The sequence below is a fragment of the Streptomyces sp. SM11 genome, assembly GCF_002910905.1.
In the GTDB taxonomy this organism is placed as follows: domain Bacteria; phylum Actinomycetota; class Actinomycetes; order Streptomycetales; family Streptomycetaceae; genus Streptomyces.
In genome coordinates, this window is record NZ_NEUE01000216.1 from 1 (window position 1) to 24346 (window position 24346).

21 protein-coding genes and 5 pseudogenes are annotated in these 24346 nt (G+C 72.0%); 17 read left to right on the forward strand and 9 right to left on the reverse strand.

Annotated elements, in window-relative coordinates; all coding sequences use genetic code 11:
* The 5 genes and pseudogenes from B9S58_RS21730 to B9S58_RS21745 all read right to left on the reverse strand — a co-directional run.
* A pseudogene (locus tag B9S58_RS21730) lies at window positions 1–1360 on the reverse strand (AfsR/SARP family transcriptional regulator); the annotation flags it as partial.
* A 57-nt stretch (window positions 1361–1417) separates the two neighbouring features.
* A complete protein-coding gene (locus tag B9S58_RS40265; protein ID WP_181009408.1) occupies window positions 1418–1507 on the reverse strand; it encodes an aureocin A53 family class IId bacteriocin in 90 nt (29 codons plus the stop codon).
* Window positions 1508–1573: 66 nt separating this feature from the next.
* Complete coding sequence (locus B9S58_RS21735) at window positions 1574–1882, reverse strand: MazF family transcriptional regulator (RefSeq protein ID WP_103533772.1); 309 nt, start codon at window positions 1880–1882, stop codon at window positions 1574–1576.
* Window positions 1883–2051: 169 nt separating this feature from the next.
* Window positions 2052–2409, reverse strand: a pseudogene (locus tag B9S58_RS21740) (transposase family protein); the annotation flags it as partial.
* 60 nt (window positions 2410–2469) lie between these two features.
* Window positions 2470–3414: a carbon-nitrogen hydrolase gene (locus tag B9S58_RS21745; protein ID WP_103533773.1), complete on the reverse strand. Its 945-nt coding sequence runs from the start codon at window positions 3412–3414 to the stop codon at window positions 2470–2472.
* 155 nt (window positions 3415–3569) lie between these two features.
* On the opposite strand from B9S58_RS21745, the gene B9S58_RS21750 reads away from it, so the two are divergent.
* The 10 genes from B9S58_RS21750 to B9S58_RS21795 all read left to right on the forward strand — a co-directional run bounded on the left by B9S58_RS21750 (window position 3570) and on the right by B9S58_RS21795 (window position 12805).
* Window positions 3570–4592, forward strand: a complete 1023-nt coding sequence (locus B9S58_RS21750) for a LacI family DNA-binding transcriptional regulator (protein WP_103533774.1) — start codon at window positions 3570–3572, stop codon at window positions 4590–4592.
* Between the two features lie 604 nt (window positions 4593–5196).
* Entirely contained in the window at window positions 5197–6450 is a 1254-nt protein-coding gene (locus B9S58_RS21755) for an ATP-binding protein (RefSeq protein ID WP_103533775.1), read from the forward strand.
* Window positions 6447–6851, forward strand: a complete 405-nt coding sequence (locus tag B9S58_RS21760; protein ID WP_030075680.1) for a roadblock/LC7 domain-containing protein — start codon at window positions 6447–6449, stop codon at window positions 6849–6851. The genes B9S58_RS21755 and B9S58_RS21760 overlap by 4 nt, the downstream gene beginning before the upstream one ends.
* Complete coding sequence (locus B9S58_RS21765; protein WP_103533776.1) at window positions 6848–7222, forward strand: DUF742 domain-containing protein; 375 nt, start codon at window positions 6848–6850, stop codon at window positions 7220–7222. The genes B9S58_RS21760 and B9S58_RS21765 overlap by 4 nt, the downstream gene beginning before the upstream one ends.
* Entirely contained in the window at window positions 7197–7787 is a 591-nt protein-coding gene (locus B9S58_RS21770) for an ATP/GTP-binding protein (RefSeq protein ID WP_103533777.1), read from the forward strand. The genes B9S58_RS21765 and B9S58_RS21770 overlap by 26 nt, the downstream gene beginning before the upstream one ends.
* An 80-nt stretch (window positions 7788–7867) precedes the next feature.
* Window positions 7868–9277, forward strand: coding sequence for a cytochrome P450 (locus tag B9S58_RS21775; RefSeq protein WP_103533778.1), 1410 nt, complete (start codon window positions 7868–7870; stop codon window positions 9275–9277).
* Window positions 9278–9545: 268 nt separating this feature from the next.
* Window positions 9546–10673 (forward strand): cytochrome P450, encoded by a 1128-nt coding sequence (locus B9S58_RS21780; protein WP_103533848.1) that lies wholly within the window; start codon window positions 9546–9548, stop codon window positions 10671–10673.
* A complete protein-coding gene (locus B9S58_RS21785; RefSeq protein ID WP_103533779.1) occupies window positions 10670–11533 on the forward strand; it encodes an enoyl-CoA hydratase/isomerase family protein in 864 nt (287 codons plus the stop codon). The genes B9S58_RS21780 and B9S58_RS21785 overlap by 4 nt, the downstream gene beginning before the upstream one ends.
* A 24-nt stretch (window positions 11534–11557) precedes the next feature.
* On the forward strand, window positions 11558–12532 hold the full coding sequence (locus tag B9S58_RS21790) for a TerC family protein (protein ID WP_103533780.1): 975 nt from the start codon (window positions 11558–11560) through the stop codon (window positions 12530–12532).
* 72 nt (window positions 12533–12604) lie between these two features.
* Window positions 12605–12805 (forward strand): hypothetical protein, encoded by a 201-nt coding sequence (locus B9S58_RS21795; protein WP_103533781.1) that lies wholly within the window; start codon window positions 12605–12607, stop codon window positions 12803–12805.
* 15 nt (window positions 12806–12820) lie between these two features.
* On the opposite strand, the pseudogene B9S58_RS21800 reads toward B9S58_RS21795, so the two are convergent.
* Window positions 12821–13412, reverse strand: a pseudogene (locus B9S58_RS21800) (GNAT family N-acetyltransferase).
* Between the two features lie 194 nt (window positions 13413–13606).
* Here B9S58_RS21800 and B9S58_RS21805 point away from each other — a divergent pair.
* The 5 genes from B9S58_RS21805 (at window position 13607) to B9S58_RS21825 (ending at window position 18892) form a co-directional block, all read left to right on the forward strand.
* Window positions 13607–14410, forward strand: a complete 804-nt coding sequence (locus tag B9S58_RS21805) for a VOC family protein (protein WP_103533782.1) — start codon at window positions 13607–13609, stop codon at window positions 14408–14410.
* Window positions 14411–14586: 176 nt separating this feature from the next.
* Window positions 14587–14982: a molybdopterin-binding protein gene (locus B9S58_RS21810; protein ID WP_103533783.1), complete on the forward strand. Its 396-nt coding sequence runs from the start codon at window positions 14587–14589 to the stop codon at window positions 14980–14982.
* Between the two features lie 288 nt (window positions 14983–15270).
* Window positions 15271–16068, forward strand: a complete 798-nt coding sequence (gene modA, locus B9S58_RS21815; protein WP_103533784.1) for a molybdate ABC transporter substrate-binding protein — start codon at window positions 15271–15273, stop codon at window positions 16066–16068.
* A 375-nt stretch (window positions 16069–16443) separates the two neighbouring features.
* Entirely contained in the window at window positions 16444–18408 is a 1965-nt protein-coding gene (locus B9S58_RS21820) for an ABC transporter permease (RefSeq protein ID WP_103533785.1), read from the forward strand.
* Between the two features lie 118 nt (window positions 18409–18526).
* Window positions 18527–18892, forward strand: coding sequence for a PH domain-containing protein (locus B9S58_RS21825; RefSeq protein ID WP_103533786.1), 366 nt, complete (start codon window positions 18527–18529; stop codon window positions 18890–18892).
* Between the two features lie 16 nt (window positions 18893–18908).
* On the opposite strand, the gene B9S58_RS21830 is transcribed toward B9S58_RS21825, so the two are convergent.
* Window positions 18909–19679 carry a peptidoglycan recognition protein gene (locus B9S58_RS21830; protein WP_103533787.1) on the reverse strand — a complete coding sequence of 257 codons (771 nt, stop codon included), beginning with the start codon at window positions 19677–19679 and terminating at the stop codon, window positions 18909–18911.
* A gap of 252 nt (window positions 19680–19931) precedes the next feature.
* On the opposite strand from B9S58_RS21830, the pseudogene B9S58_RS21835 reads away from it, so the two are divergent.
* A pseudogene (locus B9S58_RS21835) lies at window positions 19932–20132 on the forward strand (APC family permease); the annotation flags it as partial.
* Window positions 20133–20234: 102 nt separating this feature from the next.
* Here the strand turns inward: B9S58_RS21835 and B9S58_RS21840 are convergent.
* Together B9S58_RS21840 and B9S58_RS21845 are read right to left on the reverse strand one after the other, a co-directional pair.
* Entirely contained in the window at window positions 20235–21461 is a 1227-nt protein-coding gene (locus B9S58_RS21840) for a cation:proton antiporter (protein ID WP_103533788.1), read from the reverse strand.
* Between the two features lie 88 nt (window positions 21462–21549).
* Window positions 21550–21800 (reverse strand): annotated as a pseudogene (locus B9S58_RS21845) (alpha/beta hydrolase); the annotation flags it as partial.
* A gap of 269 nt (window positions 21801–22069) precedes the next feature.
* On the opposite strand from B9S58_RS21845, the gene B9S58_RS21850 reads away from it, so the two are divergent.
* Window positions 22070–24331, forward strand: coding sequence for an MMPL family transporter (locus tag B9S58_RS21850; protein ID WP_103533789.1), 2262 nt, complete (start codon window positions 22070–22072; stop codon window positions 24329–24331).
* The last annotated feature ends 15 nt before the right edge of the window (window positions 24332–24346 follow it).

The window sequence follows — 24346 nt, forward strand, 5'->3', positions numbered from 1 at the left end:
GACGCCCCGCCAGGGCCGCCGCCCCGGCCAGACCCTCCAGGGACAGGGCCAGGGCGCGCGGCTCGGCGAGGACACGGGCGACCTCCAGGCCGCGCAGGTGGTGCACAGCGGCCGGACCCGCCTCGCCCCGGAGTTCGGCGATGAAGCCGAGCTCCGCGCAGAGCAGGTGGTCGCCCGCCCGGGACGACACGGCGGCGAACCCGTCGCGGATCCCCAGGAGGTGCGCCTCGGCGGCGTCGAGGCCGCCGGAGCGGCGGGCGCCGAGGGCGAGGCCCATCCCGGAGTGGATCTCGCCGTACGTGTATCCCTGCTCGGCGGCGATGCGCCGCGCCTGCTCGTGCAGGTCGCGGGCCCGGTCCCAGTCGCGGGCGAGCAGCGCCAGCCGGCCGAGTCCGGAGAGCCGGGCCGACACCTCCGCCTCAAGCCCCAGCTCCCGCGCCATGCGCAGACCCTCGTGCTGCCGTTGCTCGGCCTCCTCGTACGCGCCCTCGATCTCGGCGAGCGCGGCGAGCGGGGAAACCGTCTGCAACTCGCCCCAGCGGTCGCCCAGTTCGCGGAAGAGGGTGGCGCTGCGGCGTCCGTCGCGGCCGATTCCGGCGAGGTCCCCGCCGGCCAGCGCGAGCATCGATCTCAGGCCGAGTGCGGCCGCGGTGCCCCACGGGTCGTCCGCAGAGGTGAAGAGGGCGAGCGCGCGGGCGTTCAGCGCCTCGCCCCCGGCCGTGTCGCCCGCGCTGAACAGGCCGTACGCGCACAGCCACAGCACACGGGCCCGCCGTACGGGGTCGGGGACGGCTTCGGCGGCGGCCACGATCCCGGCCTCGGCACCGACCCCGGACGGGTCGCCCCCGGCGGTGTCGCCGGTCAGCAGGGCGAACGCCCGGTAAAGAAGTGCGAGTTCGGCCGCGTCGGCGGATCCTCCGGGTACTGCCGTCAGGACCGCGTGCAGGCTCCGGCGGGCCTCGGCGAGGCGACCGCGCAGCAGCCACCACCAGGCCAGGGCGGCGGCCGGCCGCACGGCCCCGCCCACCGTGCCCGGGGCGGCCGGCGCACGGCGCACCGCCTCGTCCAGGGCCGCCCGCAGATTCCCGGCCTCGGCGTCCAGCCGGTCCAGCCAGGGGCGTTGTTCCGCGCCGCGCAGATGAGGTTCGGCGCGAACGGCGAACGCGAGGTAGTGGCGCAGATGGCGGTCGCGCGCAGCTGCGAGGCCCTCCGTCGCGTGCAGTTGCTCCGTCGCGTACGCGGCAACGGACTCCAGGAGCCGGTAGCGGGGCCCGTCAGGACCGTTCGCCACGGCCAGGAGGGACCGGTCGACGAGCCGCCCGACGAGGTCGAGCACGTCCTCCCGGGCGACCTCGTCCCCCGTTTTTGGACAGCGCCGATCGCACGGGCGATGAAGAGGACGATCTCCGCGACGGTGTCAGCCGGCGCTCGGCCACTTCATGATCTGAGACGTGTGGGACCACACCCACTTGGCGAACCTGGTGCCGTACCTGGCGCCGACCTTGATGAGAGCGTACGCGAGCCCTACCCCAGCCGTAGGTCGTGATCTCGATGGTGAATGGCGCCTCTCCGCCTACTCGAGTTCACCGAGACGGAGGGCGTCCTCAATCTCGCTGAGCTTCGCGGAGGACAGGACGCCCGCCCGCTCGATCAGGTCATCCTGGGACACGGTGGTCAGCCACGTGCACGGGGTGAAGCCCGGGCGCGGGAACGCGAACCGCAGCACGCCTTCAAAGGGCAGGCCTTCCATGGCACCTACTTGCACTTCGATGCCCAGACCGCTGATGTCGACGCCCGCAGGAGTGACGACCTGCATCGCCCGGATCCTGGATGAGTCGTCTGCCGCCAGCAGTACGACCAGCCGCCGCTCGTCGAACTCCACCCACCAGACTCGTCCTCCGGACTCAGGACGGCAGGCGGAACTGCGCGACCCTGACGCGTTGTGGAGACGGGGGCGGCCGCCGTTGATCATCGTGAGTTGTGTGGACTGACGAAGAGACGGTGGCCGCGGGTCACGGCATAGAACCCGCCCGTTGGCGGGACGGGTTCGAGGGCCTGATGATGATGCCGGTGGTCAGCAACGGCCGGCGCCCTGGTAGGCGAGATCGGCCCGGATGGGAACGCCCTGGCGCTCGCAGATCCGGATGATCCGGTGGGTGCGGGCGGCGGTCAGGTCGTGGGTGCGGCCCGGCAGGGCGGGCGAGAGCCACAGCAGCCGGCCGCCGGGATCGGTGACGACCTGCACGTTCACTGCGCGTTCACGCCGTGGCGCCGGTGTTTGTCGGAGTAGTCGGTGCGGCCGTCGCCGACCCGGTCGCACTCGGCGAGGGTGCCGTCGGGCAGGACGAAGTCGGGTTCGTGCTCGCGCAGCGTCTTCAGTAGACCCGATGCACGTTCGGCGAGCACGTCCCACGTGGCTGCGGACCGGCCGGTGCGCGGGGCGCCGGAGTCGAGCCGGTGCTGCCGGGCTCAGCGGGTCTCGGTGAGCGGGCCGTACGCGTCGGGGCGGCGGGTGGTCAGGAACGGGAACAGCTCCAGCCAGTCGCGGCGGGCGTCGAGGTCGAGGTCGGCGACCAGGACGGCGGGCTCGTCGCGGGGGGCCTGGGCCAGGACGCGGCCGTACGGGTCCACGATGAAGGAGCTGCCGTAGAAGGTGAGGCCGTTCTCGGCGCCGATGCGGTTCGGCACGATCATGAAAGTGGCGTTGGCGACGGCGTTGCCGGTGATCACCTTCTGCCAGAGCGGCTGGGAGTCGAAGCCGGGGAAGCCGGGCTCGGAGCCGATGGCGGTCGGGTAGACGAGGACGTCGGCCCCGGCGAGGGAGTAGGCGCGGGCGAGCTCCGGGAACCACTGGTCCCAGCAGGTGGGCAGCCCGAACGCGGCCTCGTCGACCGTGACCAGCGGGAAGGCGTCGTCGCCGGCCGGGCCGGGACGGAACCAGTCGTCCTCGTAGTAGCCCTCGGTCACCGGGATGTGGGTCTTGCGGGTGCGCTGGGCGAGAGTGCCGTCGGGGGCGACGAGGATCGCGGTGTTGTAGCCGAGGCCGTCGTCCTCGCCGCCGGGCGCCGGGGCCTTCTCGTACAGCGACGCGTGCACGTACACGCCGTGCTCGCGGGCGGCCTCGGCGGCAAACGTGAAGGTGGGGCCGGTCAGCAGCTCCTCCGGCCCGGCGGGCTCGGGGTGGTCGGAGCGGCGGACGACGGCGAAGTACGGCGAGAGCGTCAGCTCCTGGAGGCAGACCACCCGGGCGCCCTCGGCCGCGGCGAGCCGGACGCCTTCCAGCAGGGCGGCCCGGTGCTCTGCGGGGTCGCGGTGCCAGCGCTGCTGGGCGGCCGCGACGCGCAGGGGGGTGCGGTCGGCGGGGCGGGTCCGGGTCGGGGACGCGGGCGGGTTGTGGGCGGTGATCAGACGCATGACGGTTCCTGGGGGAGAGGTCGGCGGGGCGGGCGGGGGCCGGCACGAGAAGGACAGGGTGCCGGAACGTTCCGGCACCCACCGAATCTAACTTTGCCGGAACGTTCCGGCAATCCTCCGCCCTGCCCGGCGGTGAACGTCTAGACTTCACCTCCGTGACCTCCCGGACCGTGACCCTGCTCGACGTGGCCCGCGCCGCCGGGGTCTCCAAGAGCACCGTGTCCGACGCGCTCCAGGGCTCGGGCCGGGTCGCGGAGGGCACCCGGGTCCGGGTCCGCGCGGTGGCGGAGGAGCTCGGCTACCGCCCCAACAGCGCCGCCCGGCGGCTGCGCCGCGCCAGCACCGGAGCCGTGGGGCTGCGTCTGCCGGCGACCGCGACCCGGCTGGACTACTACATGAACCTCGCCTTCGGGGCGGTGGAGCGCGCCCAGGAGGACGGGCTCGACGTGGTGCTGCTCGCACCCTCGGGGGCGTCGGGCGGGCGGATCGCCTCGCGCGTCGACGGCCTCCTGGTGATCGACCCCGAGGTCGGCGACAGCGAGGTGCCCGGGCTGCTCGACGCGGGCGTCCCGGTGGTGACCGGCGAGCGCTACCTCGGCCCGGCCGCCGGCCCCAGCGGCGCCGTGGTCTGCGACAACGCCGCCTCGTTGACCGCCCTCCTAGACCACGTCACCGAGCGCGGCGCCCGCCGCCCCGCGCTCCTGGCCCCCGCGGGCTCCTCCGCCTGGGCGACCGCCCTGCGTGCGACGGCCCGGTCCTGGGGGCGGGCCCGCGGAGTGGAGGTGGCGCTGCGCACCGTGCCGTTCGCGGCGACCCCGGCGGAGGCCGAGGAGGCCGCCCGGGCACTGCTCACCGCGGACCCCGCGGTCGACGCCGTGATCTGCGCCCCCGACGGCTCCGCCCCGGGCGTCCTGCGCGCGGCGGCGGCCCTGGGCCGGGAGGCCGGCGGGGCCGAAGAACGCGGAAGCGGCACCGCCCTGCTCGTCGCGTCCTGCGTCGACGGCACCGCCACCCGGGGTGCCGAACCACCCGTCACCGCCGTCGACCTGCGCCCCGCCGCGTACGGCCGCGCTTGCGCCGAACTGCTCTGCGACATACTCGCGGACCGCGCCGCGCCCGACACCGTCCGCCGCCACGCCTGGTCCCTGGAGGCCCGCGCCTCCACCGGCCCCGCCTGAGCTGCGGCGTCGCACGGACCGCGTGGCCGAGCGGCCCGGACCAGCGCTCGTCGCCCACGACGGCAAGCCGAATCACGATGCGCGCCTTCACCCGGCCGACCAGGAACCACCGAAGGGCGCGGCAGGGGCCGGGGCGCTCCGCGGAGGGCCGGACGGAAGCGAATCGATGAATTCCGGATCTTCGACAGCCACCGGACAGCCACCGGACAGCCGTCGGCACAGCCATCGAAGGTGGCCCCCGAAGCCCCGCCGCCGCGGTTCGGCGGACCGGCGGGATTCGGCCCCGCCCGCTCCCGAACTCCCCATCATGTGAAGGGAGTCGGGGTGGAGCCCCCTCCTCCACATCTGCCCGATGTGAACATTCCGCGTCGAGTGGCAACTGGCTTTGCGGCCTTGACATTTCGGCGTGCGGCCGGTGATAAGATCATCGTACTTCCAGTGGGCTGATGGCGTATGGGGGCATTCCGGGAGGGATGGATTCCTCGGCCCCACCTTCGGAGGGGCACCTCCCGAAGCGGCGCACGGTCGTGGCGAACGAGCCCTGGCTGCGTGCCGCCTGATGGGGTGTCAAGCCGTTTCCGCCATGGCACTTGAAGTGAGTCTCATGACATTTTCACAGGGCCCCGTCATCTGGGCGCTGGTTGTCGTAGCACTGGTCGCCGCGGGTGCCGTTCTGCGGGCTCGCGCGACCAACGTCAAGCTGCGCAGACACAACACCGACCTGCGCGGCGAGCGCGACGCGCTCCTGCACCAACGGGACGAGCTCCACACCGTCCACAACGGTCTGCTCCAGCGCCAGGCCGCCGAACTCGCGGAGGTCCGCAAGGACGCCGAGGAGGAGACCAAGGCCGTCCTCAAGGCCGCCGTCCGTACGCTCCAGGGTCTCGCCGACGAGCAGCAGGTCGTGATCGAGAAGGCTCAGCGCAAGTACGGCGACGACCCCGGCATCCTCGCCGACCTGATGGCCATGGACCACGCCAACAGTCAGTTCGGCCGGCGCGCCCAGGGCATCGCCGTGCTCTGCGGCGGCTGGCTCGGCCGGCGCGAGACCGTGGCCTCCGTCTTCGACGTGGCCCGCAGCGCCCAGGGCCGTATCCGGCACTTCGACCGGGTCCGGGTGAACGGCCAGGTGAACTTCTCCGTCGTCAGCCGGGCGGTGGAGCCCGTCGCCGTGGTCCTCGCCGAGCTGCTCGCCAACGCCACGAACTACTCCGCCCCAGGCACCCCGGTGGAGATCAACATCCAGGCGGTGCCCACGGGCGTCTGCCTCATCGTCGACGACGCCGGTCTCGGCATGGGCCAGGAGGAGAAGGACCGCGCGGCGGCCCTCCTCTCCCCCCAGGCCGCGATCAGCGTCTCCAGCCTGGGTATCCCGCCGCAGTTCGGGTTCGCCGTCTCCGGGATGCTCGCCGCCCGCTACGGCTTCCGGGTCTCGGTGGACTCCGTTTCCCCCTATGGAGGCGTACGCGCGGTGGTCCTCATCCCCGACGAACTGCTCACCACCGAGGTGCCGCCGGCTACCGCGGCGCCCGCCGAGGCGCCCGACCCGGCCGCCACCCACCAGCAGGTCCAGCAGATCCAGCAGGCGGACCAGTGGCAGGCCCCGGCCCCGGCGCCCACCCCGCTCTTCCCGCCCACCCCGCACCCGGACACCACCACCCAGCCGCTGGCCCAGATCACCACCACCGCCGGGGGGCTGCCGAAGCGTCGTCGCAAGAGCCCGGTCTCCGCGGTGCCCTCGGCCGAACCGGTCCCCGTGCGCAGCAACGAGGAGACCGCCTCCCGACTCGGCGCGTTCCAGCGCGGCACCCGGTCCGGACGCGACACGACGACGACGGAAGGACCCGAGTTCCAGTGAACCCCGATCTGTCCTGGGTACTCAACGACCTGCTCCAGGTACCCGGCGCCCGGCACGCGATCCTGGTGTCCGCCGACGGTCTGCTGCTCGCCAACTCCAGCGAGATCGGCCGGGACGACGCGGAGACCGTCGCCGCGGCCATGAGCTCCATGCAGTCCCTCAGCCGGGCCGTCGCCCCCTTCATCGGGACCCGCGACCCGGGCCACTGGCGGCAGACGCTCCTGGAGTACGAGGACGGCTGGATCTTCCTGATCGCCGCCGGTACCGGTGCCTACCTCGCCGCCACCGCCGCCGCCGACGTGGACATGGAGGCGATGTCCTTCCGGATGCAGCAGCAGGTCACCGCGCTGGGGAAGGCGATGACCACGCCGCCCCGCCGACACGCGGACAGCGAGATATGACGGCGCCGGGCGAGGAGCAGCAGGTCAGCAGCGGGTTCGTCCGGTCCTATGTCATCACCGGCGGACGGGGGCTGCCCGACGCGGAGGATCTCTCCCTCGTCACGCTGGTCACCCTCGCCCCCGAGCGGCAGCCGCCGCCGAACCCGAGCCCCGAGGTCAAGGCGATCTGGGAGCTGTGCTCCGGCGGCTATCTGTCGGTGGCCGAGGTCGCCGGTCACCTCGGTCTGCCGGTCGGGGTGGCCCGTCTCCTGCTCCAGGACTTAAACCAGCAGGGACACCTGCTGCGCCGGAAGGCTCCGCCGCCGGCCCAGCTCGTTGACAGGAAGATCCTCGAAGAGGTGTTGCATGGACTCCAAGTCCGGTTCGGCTGAGAGCATCTATGTGCCGGACGCGGTGCAGCGCGCGGCGAAGATCCTCGTCGTCGGGCACTTCGCCGTGGGCAAGACGACCTTGATCGGCACACTGTCCGAGATCACCCCGCTGCGCACCGAGGAGCGGATGACCCAGGTCGCCGCCCAGGTCGACGATCTGCGCGGGGCACCCGACAAGAAGACGACGACGGTCGCCCTGGACTTCGGGCGGCTGACCCTCAGCGACGAGCTGGTGCTCTACCTGTTCGGTACGCCGGGGCAGCAGCGGTTCGTGGAGCTGTGGGAGGACATGGCACGCGGTTCGCTGGGCGCGCTGCTCCTGGTCGACCCGGCGCGGCTCGCCGACACGTTCCCCGTCATCGACCTGGTCGAGACGTACGGGCTGGAGTACGCGGTCGCCGTCAACAGCTTCGACCCGTACTCGCAGCACGCGGAGAACGAACTGCGCGAGGCGCTCGACCTGTTGCCGGACACCCCGGTCGTCTTCTGCGACGCCCGGGACCAGAAGTCCTCCGCGCAGGCCCTGATCACCCTGGTCCGCCACCTGCTGTCGCACACGGCCTGACACACCCGCGGCCGCACCTCCAGACGTATCCCGAAGCCAGGAGCCCGACCGGGCCCCGCGATCACACCGAGGAAGCTGACATGGACCCGTCGCCGGGAGCCACCCCGTACAGCGCCCCCGCCGGGTGCCCCATGCACCAGCAGCAGACGTCGCTGTACGGACCGGAGTTCGCCGCCGATCCGCACCGCGCCTACGACACGTTCCGGGCGCACGGTCCCGCCGCGCCCATCGAGCTGGCCCCCGGGGTGGACGCCACGCTGATCGTGCAGCACGAGGCGGCACTGCGGGTGCTGCAGAACCCGGCGCTGTTCGCCCGGGACTCGCGGCGCTGGGCCGCGCTGCGCGAGGGCGCCGTCCCCATGGACAGCCCTGTGCTGCCGATGATGGTGTACCGGCCCAACTGCCTTTTCACGGACGGCGCGGAGCACCTGCGGCTGCGCAAGGCGGTCACCGAGTCGCTGGCCCGGCTCAACAGCAGCCGGCTGAGCCGGGACGTCGAGCGGATCGCCGACTACCTGATCGACCAGTTCATCGAGCGCGGCACCGCCGACCTGCTCAACGAGTACGCCAAGCTCCTGCCGCTGCTGCTGTTCAACCAGCTCTTCGGCTGCCCCGGCGACATCGGCGACCGGCTGACCCGCTCGATGTCCGCCATCTTCGACGGCGAGGACGTGCTCCGTGCCAACGCCGAGCTGACCGAGTGCCTGATGGAGCTGGTCGCGATCAAGCGTCGCCAGCCCGGCGAGGACATCACCTCCTGGCTGATCCAGCACCCGGCGGGGCTGCGGGACGAGGAGCTGAAGGACCAGCTGGTCATGCTGATGGGCGCGGGTGTGGAGCCGGAGCGCAACCTGATCGGCAACGCGCTGCTGCTGATGCTCGCCGGCGACCAGCCGGGCGCGCCCGAGCGGCGCGGTGCGGGGCTGCTCGTCGAGGACGCGCTGGACGACGTCCTGTGGAACAACCCGCCGATCGCCAACTACGCGACGCACTACCCGGTCCGGGACATCGAGCTGGACGGGGTGGTGCTGAGGGCGGAGACCCCGGTCCTCATCAGCTTCGCCGCCGCGAACAGCGACCCGGGGCTCACGGACGCCCGCCAGACCCTGAGCAAGGGCGCCCATCTGGCCTGGGGCGCGGGGCCGCACGTGTGCCCGGCCAAGTCGCCCGCGACGCTGATCGCGCTGACCGCGATCGAGAAGATCCTCAACACCGTTCCGGATCTCTCGCTGGCCGTGCCCGCATCGGGTGTGGCCTGGCGGCCGGGCCCGTTCCACCGGGCTCTGGTCGCGCTGCCCGTCCGGTTCACGCCGACGGCCGCGCGGCGAGCGGCGAGCGGGGTGCAGGCCCCGGCCCGGACCTCGGCCCAGCTGCCCGATCCGTACCGGAACGCCGCCCCCGCCACGCCTGTGACGCACCGTCACGAGACGGAGTCCACGAAGAAGCAGAAGGGCTGGTGGAGTTCGTTCCTCGACGTGTTCCGCGTATGACTCACGAGCCGACAATTCGCTTGTGATAACGGGCATTCGTGACGATTGCATGTGACGGGGGCAACAGAGATCGATGCTTGGCGCAGATATCCGGAGGGGTAGGTTCAGGGCGGTAACCATGGGCTAGGTCAAGGAACTCCGCGTGAGCATCACTGGCGGTACAGGCAGGACCCCCGACGGTCGGCGCGCGGTCATCGGGCTGCTCCGCCGACTCAGTACGCCGGAAGGACAGGCTGATCCGTACGGAATACTCGCGGAGCTGCGGACGATGGGTGACGTCGTCCGCGCTCCGTGGAACGGGTATTTCGTCACCGGCTTCGACGCCTGCAGCCAGGTGCTCCGGGGCCGCAACTGGATCGCCCCGGACCTCGCCTGGCAGGAGCGGCAGGACGACTCCAAGCAGTGGGACGCGATCGCGACCCGGGAGATGACCACCACGCTCGCCCGGCTCAACGCTCCGGACCACACCTGCCAGCGCCGCTCGCTGGGCAACCTCTTCGACCGGTCCACCATCGAACGCCTCACCCCCGACGTCGAGCGCGACGCCGACCGGCTGCTGGACGAGCTGGCGGAGAAGCTCCGCTGGGGTGAGGCGGACTTCGTCTCCACCGTCAGCGAGCAGCTGCCGATCAGCACGGTCGGCGCCTGGCTGGGGGTACCGCCCGAGGACTATCCGAACCTCCTGGAGATCACCCACAACCAGGTATTCGCCCAGGAACTGCTCCCCACCAAGTCGCAGCTCGCCGTCTCCGCCGAGGCGACTGTGCGGCTGCGCGCCTACTTCACCGATCTGGTCGCCCGCCGCCGGGCGGAGCCCCGCCACGACGTGCTGACCGGCTGGATCCACACCTGGGACGCGATGGAGCCGGACCGGGAGCGGGCGGACGAGATCCTCTACCGGCTCACCATGTTCGTCACCATCGCCTCGCTGGAGACCACCGCGACGCTGCTCTCCTCGATGACCGCCCTGCTGACCGAGCCCACCCGGTGGGCGTGGCTGCGGGAGTACCCGGAGCACATCGACGCGGCCGTCGACGAGGCGCTGCGCTACGACCCGCCGATCCACATCAACACCCGGATCGCCGCCGAGGACACCGTCCTGGGTGGGGTCCCGATCAAGAAGGACAGCATGATCCACGTCCTGTACGGAGCCGCCAACCACGATCCGCGGCGGAACCCGGATCCGGGCGCCTTCGACATCCTGCGCGGCGGGAGCCACCTCACCTTCGGCGGCGGGGTGCACTACTGCCTGGGCGCGGCGCTGGCCAAGCTGGAGGCGAGGACGCTGCTGGCGCGGATGCTGGATCGTTTCCCCACTCTGCACACCGTCTCGCCGCCGGTGCACGCGCCCCGGATGGTCTTCAGACGGATCACCTCGTTGGGCGTGGCCCTGTGAAGCTCTCGCTGCCCGACTTCCTGACCGCGGGCGACCGCTCCGAGGACCGGCCCGACGACCGCTCCGAGGACCGCTCCGAGGGCCGCCCCGCGACGGTACGCACCCGGCGCGGGGGTCCCGTCCTGCACGTGGAGCTGCACGCGCCCGCGAGCGGCAACGCGGTGACCGAGGCGATGCTCGACGAGCTGCTGGACATCGTTGCCGTCCCGGACCCCGAGGTGCGGGTGCTGGTGCTCAGCGGTGCGGGGGACGACTTCTGCCTGGGCGGGGACCGCACCGAGTTCGGCCAGTGGCTGGAGGAGGACCCCGGCGGCCGGGGCATCCGGGTCGCCGGGGAGAAGGCCCGCAGGGTCTGCGAGGCGATCTCCGGCGGCCGGGCGGTGACCATCGCCAGGGTGCAGGGGAAGGCGGTCGGCGCGGGGTTCGCCCTCGCCCTGGCCTGCGATCTGCGGGTCGGCGCGGACACCGCCGCCTTCCGGCTGCCGGAGCTGGCGCTCGGGCTGCCGACCGCCTGGGGCGGACTGCTGCCCCGGCTGATCCACGAGGTGGGCGCGGCCCGGGTCCGCGAGCTGATCCTGACGGGCCGGGCCTTCGGCGCCGCCGAGGCGTACGAGCTGTCCGTGCTCCAGCGGGTGGTGCCCGAGGCGGAGCTGGACGACGCGGTCGCCGCCTGGGCGAAGCCGGTGGTCCGCCGGCCGGAAGCCGCGCTGCGGGTCACCAAGGCGCTGCTGAACTCCTACGCCGCCGCCACCCGGCTGGCCGACCCCTCGTTCCTCGACGCGGAGCTGATGGCCTCGGTCGCGGCCGCCACCCGGCGTTCCCCGGCGGGCGGGGACCGGGCGGGCGGGTCACACTCGTAAAAACCCGAGTGGGAGGTCTGTGGCGTGGACGTACCGGTGTGGCTCTGGACCGTGTTCGCCGTGACCGTCGTCGTCTCGCTGACGGTCGACCTCCTGGCGCACCGCAAGGCGCATGTCATCGGCTTCAAGGAGGCCGGGCTGTGGAGCGCGCTGTGGGTGAGCCTCGCGCTGATCTTCGGCGGTGTTGTCTTCCTGACGCTCGGGGCGACCGCCGGGACGGAGTACACCACCGCCTGGCTGCTGGAGAAGAGCCTGTCGGTCGACAACCTCTTCGTCTTCGCGCTGATCTTCGCCTATTTCAAGGTGCCCCGGGAGTATCAGCACCGGGTGCTCTTCTTCGGCGTCATGGGCGCGCTGGTATTCCGCGCGATCTTCCTGACGGCCGGCGTGGCGGTGGTCAACCGCTTCACCTTCGTCCTCTTCCTCTTCGCCGCGATCCTTTTCTACAGCAGCTATAAAATCCTCAGCGGCCAGGAGGAGAATTTCGACCCGGGCAAGAGCTTCGCGGTGCGGCTGCTGCGAAAGATCATGCCGGTCCAGGACGACTATTCCGGCACGCACTTCGTCGTCCACAAGGAGGGTCGGCGGGTCGCCACCCCGCTGCTCGCGGTGGTCGCCGCGATCGAGGCGGCCGACCTCATCTTCGCGGTCGACAGCGTGCCGGCGGTGCTCGCGGTCAGCGACGACCTGTTCATCGTCTACACCAGCAACGCGTTCGCGATCCTGGGGTTGCGTGCCCTGTACTTCCTGCTGGCGGGGTTGCTGGACCGGTTCCACTACCTGAGCCACGGGCTGGCGATCATCCTCGCCTTCATCGCCGTCAAGCTCATCCTGCAGGCCACCCACAAGATGATCAGTACCTCGATCCCGGAGATTCCCTCGCCGGTGAGCCTGGCGGTGATCGTCGTCATTCTGGCGGTGTCGGTGACGCTGAGCGTGCGCCGTCCACCGAAAAGCCCGGGCGGCGTGGACGCGTCCGAAGCCGATTCGGGCAAGTAGGGCCGCAGTAAAGCAGAGGGAAAGCGAAGGCCAAGACTTTCCAAAATCTTCGGGCCCGCCTATCGTGTGTAAATGGACAGCGAAAAGCGTGACCTTCATCAGCGGGCCGCTTTCATGTGCCCGATCTGCAAGCAGTCCGTCTCCTCCGAGATCCACCGCCACAAGTCCCTCGGGATCTTCGTCCCGGTATGGCGCGCGGGCCCCTGTGAGAACCCCGACTGCCCGGACTACGCGGTCGAGGGGCGGCCCGCCCGGCACCGGTCCCGGGGGTGACCCGGGGCGGCTGCCTCAGCCCGCGGCCAGGCGCGCGGTGAGACGCGCCTTCGTCGCGGGCCACTCGTCGGCCAGCAGCGAGAAGTAGACGCTGTCCCGCCAGGTCCCGTCCGGCCGCTGCCGGTGCCGCCGGAGCACCCCCTCGCGCCGCGCACCGAGCCGGGAGATGGCCGCCTGCGAGCGCTCGTTGAGATGGTCGGTCTTCAGCTGGACGCGCCCCATGCCCAGCTCCTCGAAGGCGTGCGTCAGCAGGAGCTTCGTCTCGCTGTTCACCGCCGAGCGCCAGTGGGCGCGCCCGTACCAGGTCCAGCCGATCTCCAGGCGCTCGTCGTGCACCGCGACGTCCATGTAGGTGGTCCAGCCGACGGCCCGCCCGCTCGCGCGGTGGACGACGGCGAACGGTACGTACGTCACGTCGCCGAGCACCCGCTCCATCCGGCCGCGCAGCTCCTCGCGGGTCCGCGGCGCCGGACCGCCCTGCCAGCGCCACACCTCCTCGTCGCCGCCTCCCGCCGTGAAGAGGCCGTCGAGATGGCCCGAGGGTCAGCGGGACGAGTTCGACGTGCTGCCCGGTCAGGGTCACGGGCCGAGGGTGAAGTGCGGACATGGCGTGACCCTAACGCCTCGCCGCTTATGTACTAGCACACACTGGTTACGTACTAGTACGTAACCAGTCGGGGTCGTCCGGCGTGCGGTCCGGCTCTCCGCTGACTAGCGTTGCCCGTGCGGGGCGGGAGCCCGTACGGGGAGGGCCGAGAACAGCGACTCCAGGGGCATCGACTCCAGGAAGGGACCGGCGCCATGGCTGTACAACCCGAGGGCACTCCGTGCTGGGCGGACGCCATGTTCGCCGACGTGGAGGGCGCCAAGAGCTTCTACGGAGATGTGCTCGGCTGGACTTTCGGCGAGAGCCTGGCGGAGTTCGGCAACTACACGCAGGCGTACGCGGACGGCAAGGCGGCCGCCGCCCTCTCCCCGCCCATGCCGGGAGAGGAGGAAAGCCCCTCGGCGTGGTGTCTGTACCTCGCGTCGGCGGACACCGCCGCGACCGTCGCGAAGGTCCGCGAGAACGGCGGCGAGGTGCTGGTGGAGCCCATGCGGGTCGGCGAGTTCGGCACGATGGCGCTGGCCCGCGACCCCGGCGGAGCCGTCTTCGGCATCTGGCAGGCGGGCACCCACGAGGGGTTCGAGACGGAGATGGGTGCGCCCGGCGGCTACTGCTGGGGCGAGGTCTTCACCCGGGACCCGAAGTCGGTCGACGCGTTCTACCCCGCGGTCTTCCCCTACGCCGTGCGGAAGTTCGACGACGAGTCGATGGACTTCTCCATGTTCGACGTCGAGGGGCAGACGGTCCTCGGCCGGATGGCGATGGGTGACGACTTCCCGGCGGAGGTCCCCTCGTACCTGAACGTGTACTTCGCCGTGCCGGACTGCGACGCGGCGGTGGCGAAGGCGACCGAGCGTGGCGGGGTGCTGCGGTTCGGGCCGATGGACAGCCCGTTCGGCCGGTTCGCGGCGATCGGTGACCCACAGGGCGCCTTGTTCGCCGTGGTCGACGTGACCACCACCGAGGGCGAGATGCCGGCGACGAGCCCGGCGGCATAGTCCCGGGGCCGACACCCCCGACACGGGCCGCGCCAGGAGGACGGGCGCGGTCCGTTCGCGTGCCCCCACACGCAGCGCACCACATCCCGTGCGTTCCTCCGGGACCTCTCGCATCTGCGATGGATCATCATCCAGAGAATGGCACATGCCAGCCTGATTGCTCTAACGTGTTGCACATGCAGACCTACACAATCGGCCAGGCGGCACGACTTCTCGGAGTCAGCCCCGACACCGCCCGCCGCTGGGCGGATGCAGGCCGGGTCGCGACCCATCGCGACGAGTCCGGCCGGCGTCTGATCGGCGGCCGCGCGCTGGCCGCCTTCTCGATCGAGGTCGGCCAGGGCGCGGGCGACGAGGACGAGACCCCGTACACCTCGGCCCGCAACGCGTTCCCGGGCATCGTCACCGCGGTGAAACTCGGCGACGTCGCGGCCCAGGTCGAGATCCAGGCAGGTCCGCACCGACTCGTCTCGCTCCTGACCCGGGAGGCGGTGGAGGAGCTTGGACTTGAGGTCGGCATGCGGGCGACCGCCCGGGTGAAGTCGACCAGCGTGCATATCGACCGCACCTGAGTCCACACCCGGGTCCGCACCCCGTACCTGGGTCCGCACCCCGTACCTGGGTCCGCACCCCGTACCTGGGTCCGCACCCCGTACCTGGGTCCGCACCCCGCACCCGGGTCCGCACCCCGCACCCGGGTCCGCACCCTGCACCTGGGACCGCCCGGGACCGCACACGGACCGGCCGTCGACGACCCCGGCCGGCCGTGGCCCGACGAAGGCACACCGTTGCCCACGTACCGCAGCCCCGCCCGGCCGGCACACGTCGACCGTGCACGCATCCAAGGAGCCCCGACCCCCATGTCCCTCCCGGTCAACCGCCGCCGTGCGGCCGCCGCCGTCCTGGCCACCGCCCTCCTGATCCCGCTCGCCGCCTGCGGCAGCGACGGCTCCGGCGCCGGCCAGGCCGAGGACAGCGGCTCGGGCGCCCCGAAGGCCGACCTGACCGTGCTCGCCGCGTCCTCCCTGACCGACGTCTTCAAGGAGGCGGGGGCCGCGTACGAGAAGGAGATCCCCGGCACGAAGGTGACGTTCTCCTTCGCGGGCTCCCAGGAGCTGGCCGCCCAGGTCAAGCAGGGCGCCCCCGCCGACGCCCTGGTCACCGCGGACACCAGGACGATGGACGGCCTCTCCGGCGACACCGGGAAGCCGGCCGTCATCGCCAGGAACCGCCTCGTCATCGCCGTCGGCGAGGGCAACCCGGAGAAGGTCGGGAACCTCAAGGACCTCGCCGACCCGAAGCTGAAGGTCGTCCTGGCCGCCCCCGAGGTGCCGGTGGGCCGCTACAGCGAGCAGATCCTCGACGCGCGGAAGACCGAGGTGAAGCCGGTCTCCCTGGAGCCCAACGTCCGTGCGGTCCTCAGCAAGGTCTCACTCGGCGAGGCGGATGCCGGGATCGTCTACCGGACCGACGCCGCGACCGCCGCGGACAAGGTCGACGCGATCGAGATCCCGGACGCGGAGAACGCCATCGCCTCCTACCCGGCCGCCACACTGAAGACGTCGAAGCACGGCGAGGCCGCCGCCGCGTTCGTCGACTGGCTCTCCACACCTGCCGCGCAGAAGATCCTCCGGGGCGCGGGCTTCCAGCAGCCCTAGAAGACCGATGAAGATCTTGAAATCGCGCCCGGGTTGCACTGGTTCGACCTGATTGACATTTACCGGCAATCCGGGGTGAAACAGTCGGCCCGAGCAAGATCTTCAGGAGTCTTCTAGGGCCGGTCGTTCGGATCAGGCCGGGCTCGCGCGCCCCGGTGCGCACTCCCCCAAGCTCTCGGCTTCGCTCAAGCAGGGAGGGGCCCATCCGCGTTGCCTCGATCCTCCGCCTTGCAGCTGCACGCACCGGACCCCGCTCCCTTATCCGGCCTGATCCGAACGACAGGCCCTGACCGCCGCACGCCCCGGCAGGCCCGTACGGAACGCTCCGACCAGCCTGCCGGGCACCGCACTTCGAGCCGCCCGACGAGGTCGCCCATGAAACGCCCATCACTCCGCCGTACGCCCGGGGCCCGTGCCCCGCTCCTGCTGACGGTGCCCGCCCTGCTGGCCGTGGTCTTCCTGATGCTGCCGCTCGTCGGCATCCTGGTCCGCACCTCCTGGGGCGACCTCGGCGCCCACCTCACGGCCGAGGCCACCACCCGGGCGCTGCGGCTCTCCCTGCTGGTCTCGCTCTGGTCCCTCGGCCTCTCGCTCCTGCTCGGGGTGCCGCTGGCCTGGCTGCTGGCCCGGGTGCCGTTCCCCGGCAAGGCGTTCGTCCGCTCGCTGGTCCTGCTGCCGATGGTCCTGCCGCCCACGGTCGGCGGCGTCGCGCTGCTGCTGGCGTTCGGCCGGCGCGGGCTGCTCGGCCCGTGGCTGGAGGACACCTTCGGCATCACGCTCCCCTTCCACACCTCGGGGGCCGTGCTCGCGGCGACCTTCGTCGCGATGCCGTTCCTGGTCATCTCGCTGGAGGGCGCGCTCGGCGGGCTGCGTCCCCGGTACGAGGAGACCGCCGCGTCCCTCGGAGCCTCGCCGGTACGGGTGTTCCTCACCGTGACGCTGCCGATGGTCGCCCCCGGGCTGATCGCCGGAGCCGCCCTGACCTGGGCGCGGGCACTCGGTGAGTTCGGCGCGACCATCACCTTCGCCGGGAACCTCCCCGGCACCACACAGACCCTGCCGCTCCAGGTGTATCTGCTGCTCCAGGACTCGCCGGAGGCCGCCACCTCCGTGTCACTGCTGCTTCTGGCCATCGCGATGATCGTGCTCGTCGCGCTGCGCGGCCGCTGGACCGGCACCCCGGGCGCCCACCGGGGCCCCACGAGCCGTGCGGCGGCGGCCCGGCCGGAGGACGACCCGCCGGGCACCGCGCCGGAAGCCCTCCCCGAGCCGCCCCCCGGCCTGCTGGAGAAGGCCCCCCGGGAACCCTGGCCGCTGCACGCCGACGTCACCGGCTTCACCCGGCTGACGCTCGACGCCCCGCCCGGCACCACCATCGCGGTGGTCGGCCCCAACGGCGCGGGCAAGACGACGCTCCTGCGGGCCCTCCTCGGCCTCACCCCCCGCGCCCACGCCCGACTGCGCCTGGGCGACATCGATGTGTCGGCGCTCCCCCCGCACCGCCGGGGCGTCGCCTGGGTGCCCCAGGACGGGGCGCTCTTCCCGCACCTGAGCGCCCTCACCAACACGGCGTACGGGCTCCGCGCCCACGGCGTGCCCCGCGCCGGGGCCCGGCGCGAGGCCCAGGGCTGGCTGGACCGGCTCGGGGTGGGCCACCTCGCCCACCGCAGACCCGCGCAGCTCTCCGGCGGCCAGGCCCAGCGGGTCGCCCTGGCCCGCGCGCTGGCCGCCCGCCCCCGCCTCCTGCTGCTGGACGAACCGCTCGCCGCCCTCGACCAGACCACCCGGGCCCGGGTGCGGCACACCCTGCGCGGGCACCTCGCGGACTTCGGCGGGGTCTGTCTGATCGTCACCCACGACCCGGTCGAGGCGGTCTCGCTGGCCGACCGGGTCCTGGTGCTGGAGGACGGCCGGGTCCTCCAGGACGAGCCGCCCGCCGAGGTCACCCGGCACCCGCGCTCGCCGTGGGTGGCCCGGATGCTGGGCCGCAACGCCTGGTCCGGGACCGCCACCGCCGACGGTCTGGCGCCGGCGGACGGCGGGCACCTCGTGGTCGCCGAGCCCCTCGCGGCGGGCACGGACGCCCTCGCGGTCATCGCTCCGGAAGCCGTCTCCGTACACCGGGAGCGGCCCACCGGCAGCCCGCGCAACGTCTGGCCCGGCACGGTCCGCGAGATTACCTCGGCCGGCAGCCGGCTACGGCTGCTGATCACCTCCGCCGAGGCCCCGGACCTGGTCGCGGAGATCACCCCGCAGGCCGCCGCCGAGCTGGGCATCGCCGACGGGAGCGCCGTCTGGACCAGCGTGAAGGCCACCGAGGCGACGGTCGTCCCGCTCTGAGTCCAGGAACGGGGCCCGGGAGCGGGGTCCTCCGGGAACGGGGTCCGGCAGCGGCGTGGAACCATCGTCCGCTCCGGCTCGTACTTCTGTACGTACGACGACCGAGAAACGGGGACCCATGGCACTGTTCGGCAACGCCCACACGATCAAGCCCGCCACCGCCCAGCAGGACTACGCCCGGCTCCTCGGGCAGGGCGAGCAGGTGCACGCCGCGTTCCTGCTGATCCGCGACACGATCCTGTTCACGGACCGGCGGCTGGTCCTCGTCGACAAGCAGGGCATCACCGGCAAGAAGGTGGAGTACCACTCCGTCCCGTACCGCAGCATCACGCACTTCTCCGTGGAGACGGCCGGGACGTTCGACCTCGACGCCGAGCTGAAGATCTGGATCTCGGGCAACGCGACCCCGCTCCAGAAGACGTTCACCAAGGGCGTCGACATCTACGAGGTGCAGGCGATACTCACGCAGTTCGTCGCCCGGTAGCCACCCCCGGGACCGGTCAGAAGGACGGGCGCAGCCGGGCCGCCGCCGAGTGCCCGGGGGCGGCGGCGCGCAGCTTCGCGGCGCGCTCCCGCAGCTCGGGCAGCAGGCTGTAGAGCGCGTCGCCGGGGCAGCGGGTCTCGAAGCTGTCGCGGTGACCGGAGACGACGTGCAGCCGGGCCACCTGGCCCCGGTCGAAGCGGCTCTCGTCGTTCGTCGAGACCAGGTCGACCCTGCCCAGCGGATCCGCCCCGGGCCGCAGCTTCCAGGCGGTGAGCTTCACCAGCGCGTCCATCATCGGCTTCGGCACCTCGACTCCCGCGCCGAAGTTCCCGATCGCCGCGATGCCGACCGTGTCGGTGTTGAACCCCTTGGTGTGCGCGCCGAGCACCGAACGTCCGACACTGCCCGCGCGGCCCTCGTAGATGGTGCCGCAGCGGTCGACGAGGAAGTTGTAGCCGATGTCGTCCCAGCCGTCCTGCCGGATGTGGTCGCTCTGGACGGCCCGGATCAGGGCCGGTGCGTCCGCGCAGTCGTAGTCGTTGGGGTTGCCGGTGTGGTGCACGAACACCGCCCGCGCCGCGCCCGTGTAGTGCGGCCCCTCCCGGACCAGGTCCTCGTCCGCGTGCCATTCGCGGCGGCTGACGACGGCCGGCTGCGGCAGTCCGCGCGGCGGGCGGGGCCCGGTGGCCAGCTCCTTCCGGGTCCCGTGGAACGCCGGGCCGTCCCCGAACACCAGGAGGGCCAGGGGCAGGGCCAGAACGCCCAGGACGAATCGGCGGGACCACATGGACTCCACCCTGCGCCCCTGCCTCCGCCTTCGCAGAGGACCGGGCCGATCGGGTGACGCCCGCAGGCCCTCCACCGACAGGGGCGGTTCGCCCGCGATGCACGTATCGCCGGGTCTCCTTGCGATGAGATCCGGATCATCACGATGAGATCCGGATCATCGCCCGCTCCCGGCGGGGATGCCCGGCGGAGCGAGGGAGCATGGCCCACGACCGTGTGCCGGACCAACCGGATGCCGGCCTCAAGCCGACCCCGGGCGATGGGCCTCTGGGCGGGCTGGCTGGGCGGCTGGGCGGTCACCATGACCGGGGTCCTGGTGGTGGGCTCGCTGGCCGATGTGGCGGTGAGCTTCACGCTGCTGGCGGTGGGCCTGGACGGCTGGGTCGACAACGACTTCGTGCGCCAGCTGCTCACCGTGCTGCTGATCATCGTGATGACCGGGCTCTGCGTCCTGTGCGTCCTGTGCGTCCCCATGGAGGAGGGCACGCTCTAGATGTGTGAGATGTGTGAGATGTGTGAGATGTGCGAGATGTGCGGATCGGGCACGCGCGGGACCTCACCACGCCTCGCCGCCCTCCGCCGTGCGGCCCGGAACGGCCTTGCCCCCGCCGTCCTCCTCCTGGCGCAGCAGGCGGAACGCCAGCAGGGGGAACACCAGCACCGACACCATCGCGGCGGCGACCAGGGCGGCGGCCTCGCCCGCCCCGATCACCCTCTCCTCCAGGCCGATCGCGGTGATCGCGACCACCAGTGGCAGACAGGTGGACGCGAACAGGCCGAGCGCGGAACGCGGACCGCGCCCGGTCAGGTCGCGCGGGGCCAGCAGATACGCCGGAACCCCGCGCACCAGCAGGAACAGCAGCAGGAAGACCGGCAGGAGCAGCAGCGGACGCCCGCCGTCCAGGAGCGCCGCGAGGTCGAAGTCGATGCCCGTGACGATGTAGAAGAACGGCACGAGGAAGCCGAAGCCGATCGCCTCGACCCGCTCCAGGATCTCCCCGCTGCGCTCGGGTACCGCCCCCTGGAGGACGAGGCGGGTCAGCATCCCCGCGGCGAACGCGCCGAGCAGCGTGTCCAGGCCGAAGACATGGGCGAGCCCCAGCATCCCGGCCAGCAGCAGCATCACGAAGCGGACGGCGAACTGGCCGCTGCTGTGCAGGGTCATGGCGATGATGTGGGCGAACCACGGCGGCCGGGGCCGCATCGCCCAGAACACCGCGCCCGCCGTGACGACGGCGAACACGGCCAGCACCACGCCCGCAGCACCGGGGCTGCGGCCGCTGAACAGCAGGGCCATCGCGATGATCGGGCCGAACTCGCCGACCGAGCCGAACGCCATCACCACCGACCCGAACCGCCCCTCCAGCCGCCCCGAGTCCCGCAGGATCGGCAGCACCGCGCCCAGCGCGGTGCTGGTCAGCGCGGTGCCGATGACCAGGCTCTTCGCCAGGTCCGCCCCACTGAGCAGCAGGGCGACACCGAGTCCGGCGGCGAACGAGAGAACCCAGGCCCCGCCGGCCCGGCGCAGGGTGGAGCCGCGGACCTCGGCGAACCGGATCTCGTACCCCGCCAGGAAGATCAGCATCGAGAGCCCGAGGTCGGACAGCGTGTCGATGACCTGGTCGTGGTGGGCCCAGCCGAGCACATCGGGCCCGACCAGGACCCCGAGCACGATCTCGAAGATGACGACGGGGACGGGCAGCCACCGCCCGGTCGCGTAACCGAGCAGCGGGGCGAGAACCGCCAGGGCCATGATCAGGACAAGGGTCCCCGGGTACTCCATCGCTCGTGTATAGCAAGGAAAACCACCGAATCATCCGCTATGACACTCTCTGTACCCTCTGTGCTCTCCGCACCCTCCGGGCCGCCGGTCAGTTCGGGCAGTGGGTGTCCCGGGCGGGCCGCCGCCCGGTTACCAGGAAGTCGCTGACCGCCCGGTCTCCGCGGGCGTTGCCGTTGCCCAGACACATCCCGTGCCCGCCCTGCTCCACGGTCACTATCCTGGCCCGCTCGCCGAGCGCCGCCCGCATCTTCCGGCCCCGGCCAACGGGGTGGCCGGGTCGCGCAGGCTCTGGATCATCAGGACGTTCGAGGGGCCCTCGTCGGTGATCCGGGTGGGCCGAGGGGGTTTCCGGCCCTGCTCCACCGGACGCCCTCTCAGCTCCTCGGTGGACCGGGGTGGGGACATCCCCCGGTCCCCCTGGACCATCCCCCGGGCGGACCTCGCGCCGCCCCTGGATCGTCCCCCGGGCCGCGCCCGTCACCCGTTCCCCCGCACCGGCGTGCCGGGCGGCGGCCGGAGCCGTTGAATGCAGAGTCCGAGGCGTCCCTGCAGAAAGCCGGGGCCGGGGAGCGAATCGCCGGGAACGAGGCGGAAGGCAGGAGACCCGCATGTCGTCGTCACAGGCCCGCACCGACCGGGTGGCCGTCCCGCGCCGACGGGGCGCACTGCGGCGCACCGGCGAGTGGTGCGCCCGGCACTTCGTGACCGTCCTGGTCCTGTGGGTGGCCGCGCTCGCCGGGCTCCAGGTCCTCCAGCACGCGTACGGCGGCGACTACTCCGACGACTTCTCGCTGCCCGGCACCCAGTCCCAGGACGGCCTCGACGTCCTGAAGGCGCACGCGCCGCAGGCGGGTGGCTACAGCGCCCAAGTGGTGCTGCACGACCCCGACAAGCCGCTCACCTCGCTCTCCGACCAGGTCGCCACGGCCGTCGCCGACCTCCAGAAGCTCCCGGACGTGCTGTCCGCGCAGAACCCGCTGCCGCCGTCCGGCTCCCCCCCGCCGCCCGACCCGAACACCGGCCCGCTCTCCACGGACCAGAAGACCGCCTACATCACCGTCCGCTTCAGCGCCCAGCCCTCCACCTTCGATCCGTCCTACCTGGACGGGGTCGACCAGGCGGTGCAGCCGCTGCGTTCGGCGGGAGCGAGCGTGGAATACGGCGGATCGCTCGGCGAGCTGGCCCGGCCCGAGCCGAGCGACCGCACCAGCGAGGCGATCGGCTTCGGGGTGGCGATCGTGGTCCTGCTGATCGGCTTCGGCAGTCTGCTGGCCGCCCTGCTGCCGCTGGTCACCGCGCTGATCTGCGCCCTGTGCGGGCTCGCGCTGCTGGGCCTGCTGGCCGCCGCCACGACCTTCGCGACCGTGTCCCCGACGCTCGCCACGATGATCGGCATCGGCGTCGGCATCGACTACGCCCTCTTCCTGGTCACCCGGCACCGGCAGAACCTGGTCGACGGTCAGGACCCGGTGACCGCCGCCGGGCACGCCGCCGCCACCAGCGGGCACGCCGTACTGCTCTCCGGCTGCACGGTGATCATCGCGCTGTCGGGCCTGTGGGTCTCCGGGATCGGGTTCATCGGCAAGCTCGGCCTGGCCGCAGCGGTCACCGTCGTCACCGCGGTGTTCGGCGCCCTCACCCTTGTACCGGCGGTCCTCGGTCTCATCGGCCGTCGCATCGATCGGGTGCGGGTACGGAAACCGGTGGCCGAGACCGTACCGGCCCCCGAGGGTGCGGAGCCCGGCGGCTGGCACCGGTACGCGCAGCGGGTGGAGCGGCGGCCCTGGTGGTTCCTGGCCGGCGGGGTGACGGTGCTGGCCGTCCTGTCCTTCCCCCTCCTCTTCATCCAGCTCGGCCACATCGGCGACGGGGCCGACCCGAAGTCGTTCACCGACCGGCGCGCCTTCGACCTGATGTCCACCGCCTTCGGCCCTGGCTCCAACGGCCCGCTGACCCTGGTCATCGACCAGAGCAAGGTGCCCTCGTCCGAGCGTTCCGCCCTCGCCGACCAGGCACAGAAGGCGCTGACCGGGGTGCCTGACGCGGCCGCGATCACTCCGCTCACCGCCACCTCGGACGGCGATGTGCTGACCGCTACCGCCTATTCGGTGGCCGCCCCGCAGGACGAGCGGACCACCTCTCTGACGAACCGGCTCACCGACGACGTCCTGCCCCAAGCGGTCTCGGGTACCGACGCGAGCACCTACGTCACCGGCACGACGGCCGCCCAGGTCGACTTCCTGGACATCGTCTCCAGCAGGCTGCCGCTGATCATCGCGGTCGTGGTGTGCCTGGCGTTCCTGGTGATCCTGGCCGTCTTCCGGGGGCTGCTCGTCGCGGTGAAGGCGGCTGTGCTCAACGTCCTGTCGATCGCCGCCTCGTACGGGGTCGTGGTGGCCGTCTTCCAGTGGGGCTGGGGCGGCCCGGCACTGGGAGTGTCGGGAGACGTGCCGATCGAGAGCTACGTCCCGATGATGATGTTCGCGATCGTCTTCGGTCTGAGCATGGACTACGAGATCTTCCTGCTCTCCCGCATCCACGAGACCTGGGTGCGCACCGGGGATGCGCGGGCGAGCGTGGCGCACGCTCTGGAGATCACCGCGCGGGTCATCACCTGCGCGGCGCTGATCATGGTGAGCGTCTTCGCCGCGTTCGTCATCAGCGACAACATCGTGGTGAAGATGCTGGGCCTGGGGCTGGCCGCCAGCGTGCTCATCGACGCCACCGTCGTACGGCTGCTGCTGGTCCCGGCGGTGATGACCCTGCTGGGCCGGGCCGCCTGGTGGATCCCGGGCCCACTGGACCGGATCTTGCCGCACCTGGACGCCGAGGGGAGCGCGGAGCCGCCCACACGGGCCAGGCGGGAGTGACGAAGGACACATCAA

What these genes read in the sequence shown, in the direction of transcription:
- B9S58_RS21745 (WP_103533773.1), bottom strand. Translation starts at nt 3,414, where the DNA reads ATGCGTCTGATCACCGCCCACAACCCGCCCGCGTCCCCGACCCGGACC.
- B9S58_RS21755 (WP_103533775.1), top strand. Translation starts at nt 5,197, where the DNA reads ATGACATTTTCACAGGGCCCCGTCATCTGGGCGCTGGTTGTCGTAGCA.
- B9S58_RS21765 (WP_103533776.1), top strand. Translation starts at nt 6,848, where the DNA reads ATGACGGCGCCGGGCGAGGAGCAGCAGGTCAGCAGCGGGTTCGTCCGG.
- B9S58_RS21770 (WP_103533777.1), top strand. Translation starts at nt 7,197, where the DNA reads ATGGACTCCAAGTCCGGTTCGGCTGAGAGCATCTATGTGCCGGACGCG.
- B9S58_RS21775 (WP_103533778.1), top strand. Translation starts at nt 7,868, where the DNA reads ATGGACCCGTCGCCGGGAGCCACCCCGTACAGCGCCCCCGCCGGGTGC.
- B9S58_RS21780 (WP_103533848.1), top strand. Translation starts at nt 9,546, where the DNA reads ATGGGTGACGTCGTCCGCGCTCCGTGGAACGGGTATTTCGTCACCGGC.
- B9S58_RS21795 (WP_103533781.1), top strand. Translation starts at nt 12,605, where the DNA reads ATGGACAGCGAAAAGCGTGACCTTCATCAGCGGGCCGCTTTCATGTGC.
- B9S58_RS21805 (WP_103533782.1), top strand. Translation starts at nt 13,607, where the DNA reads ATGGCTGTACAACCCGAGGGCACTCCGTGCTGGGCGGACGCCATGTTC.
- B9S58_RS21810 (WP_103533783.1), top strand. Translation starts at nt 14,587, where the DNA reads ATGCAGACCTACACAATCGGCCAGGCGGCACGACTTCTCGGAGTCAGC.
- modA (WP_103533784.1), top strand. Translation starts at nt 15,271, where the DNA reads ATGTCCCTCCCGGTCAACCGCCGCCGTGCGGCCGCCGCCGTCCTGGCC.
- B9S58_RS21820 (WP_103533785.1), top strand. Translation starts at nt 16,444, where the DNA reads ATGAAACGCCCATCACTCCGCCGTACGCCCGGGGCCCGTGCCCCGCTC.
- B9S58_RS21825 (WP_103533786.1), top strand. Translation starts at nt 18,527, where the DNA reads ATGGCACTGTTCGGCAACGCCCACACGATCAAGCCCGCCACCGCCCAG.
- B9S58_RS21830 (WP_103533787.1), bottom strand. Translation starts at nt 19,679, where the DNA reads ATGTGGTCCCGCCGATTCGTCCTGGGCGTTCTGGCCCTGCCCCTGGCC.
- B9S58_RS21840 (WP_103533788.1), bottom strand. Translation starts at nt 21,461, where the DNA reads ATGGAGTACCCGGGGACCCTTGTCCTGATCATGGCCCTGGCGGTTCTC.
- B9S58_RS21850 (WP_103533789.1), top strand. Translation starts at nt 22,070, where the DNA reads ATGTCGTCGTCACAGGCCCGCACCGACCGGGTGGCCGTCCCGCGCCGA.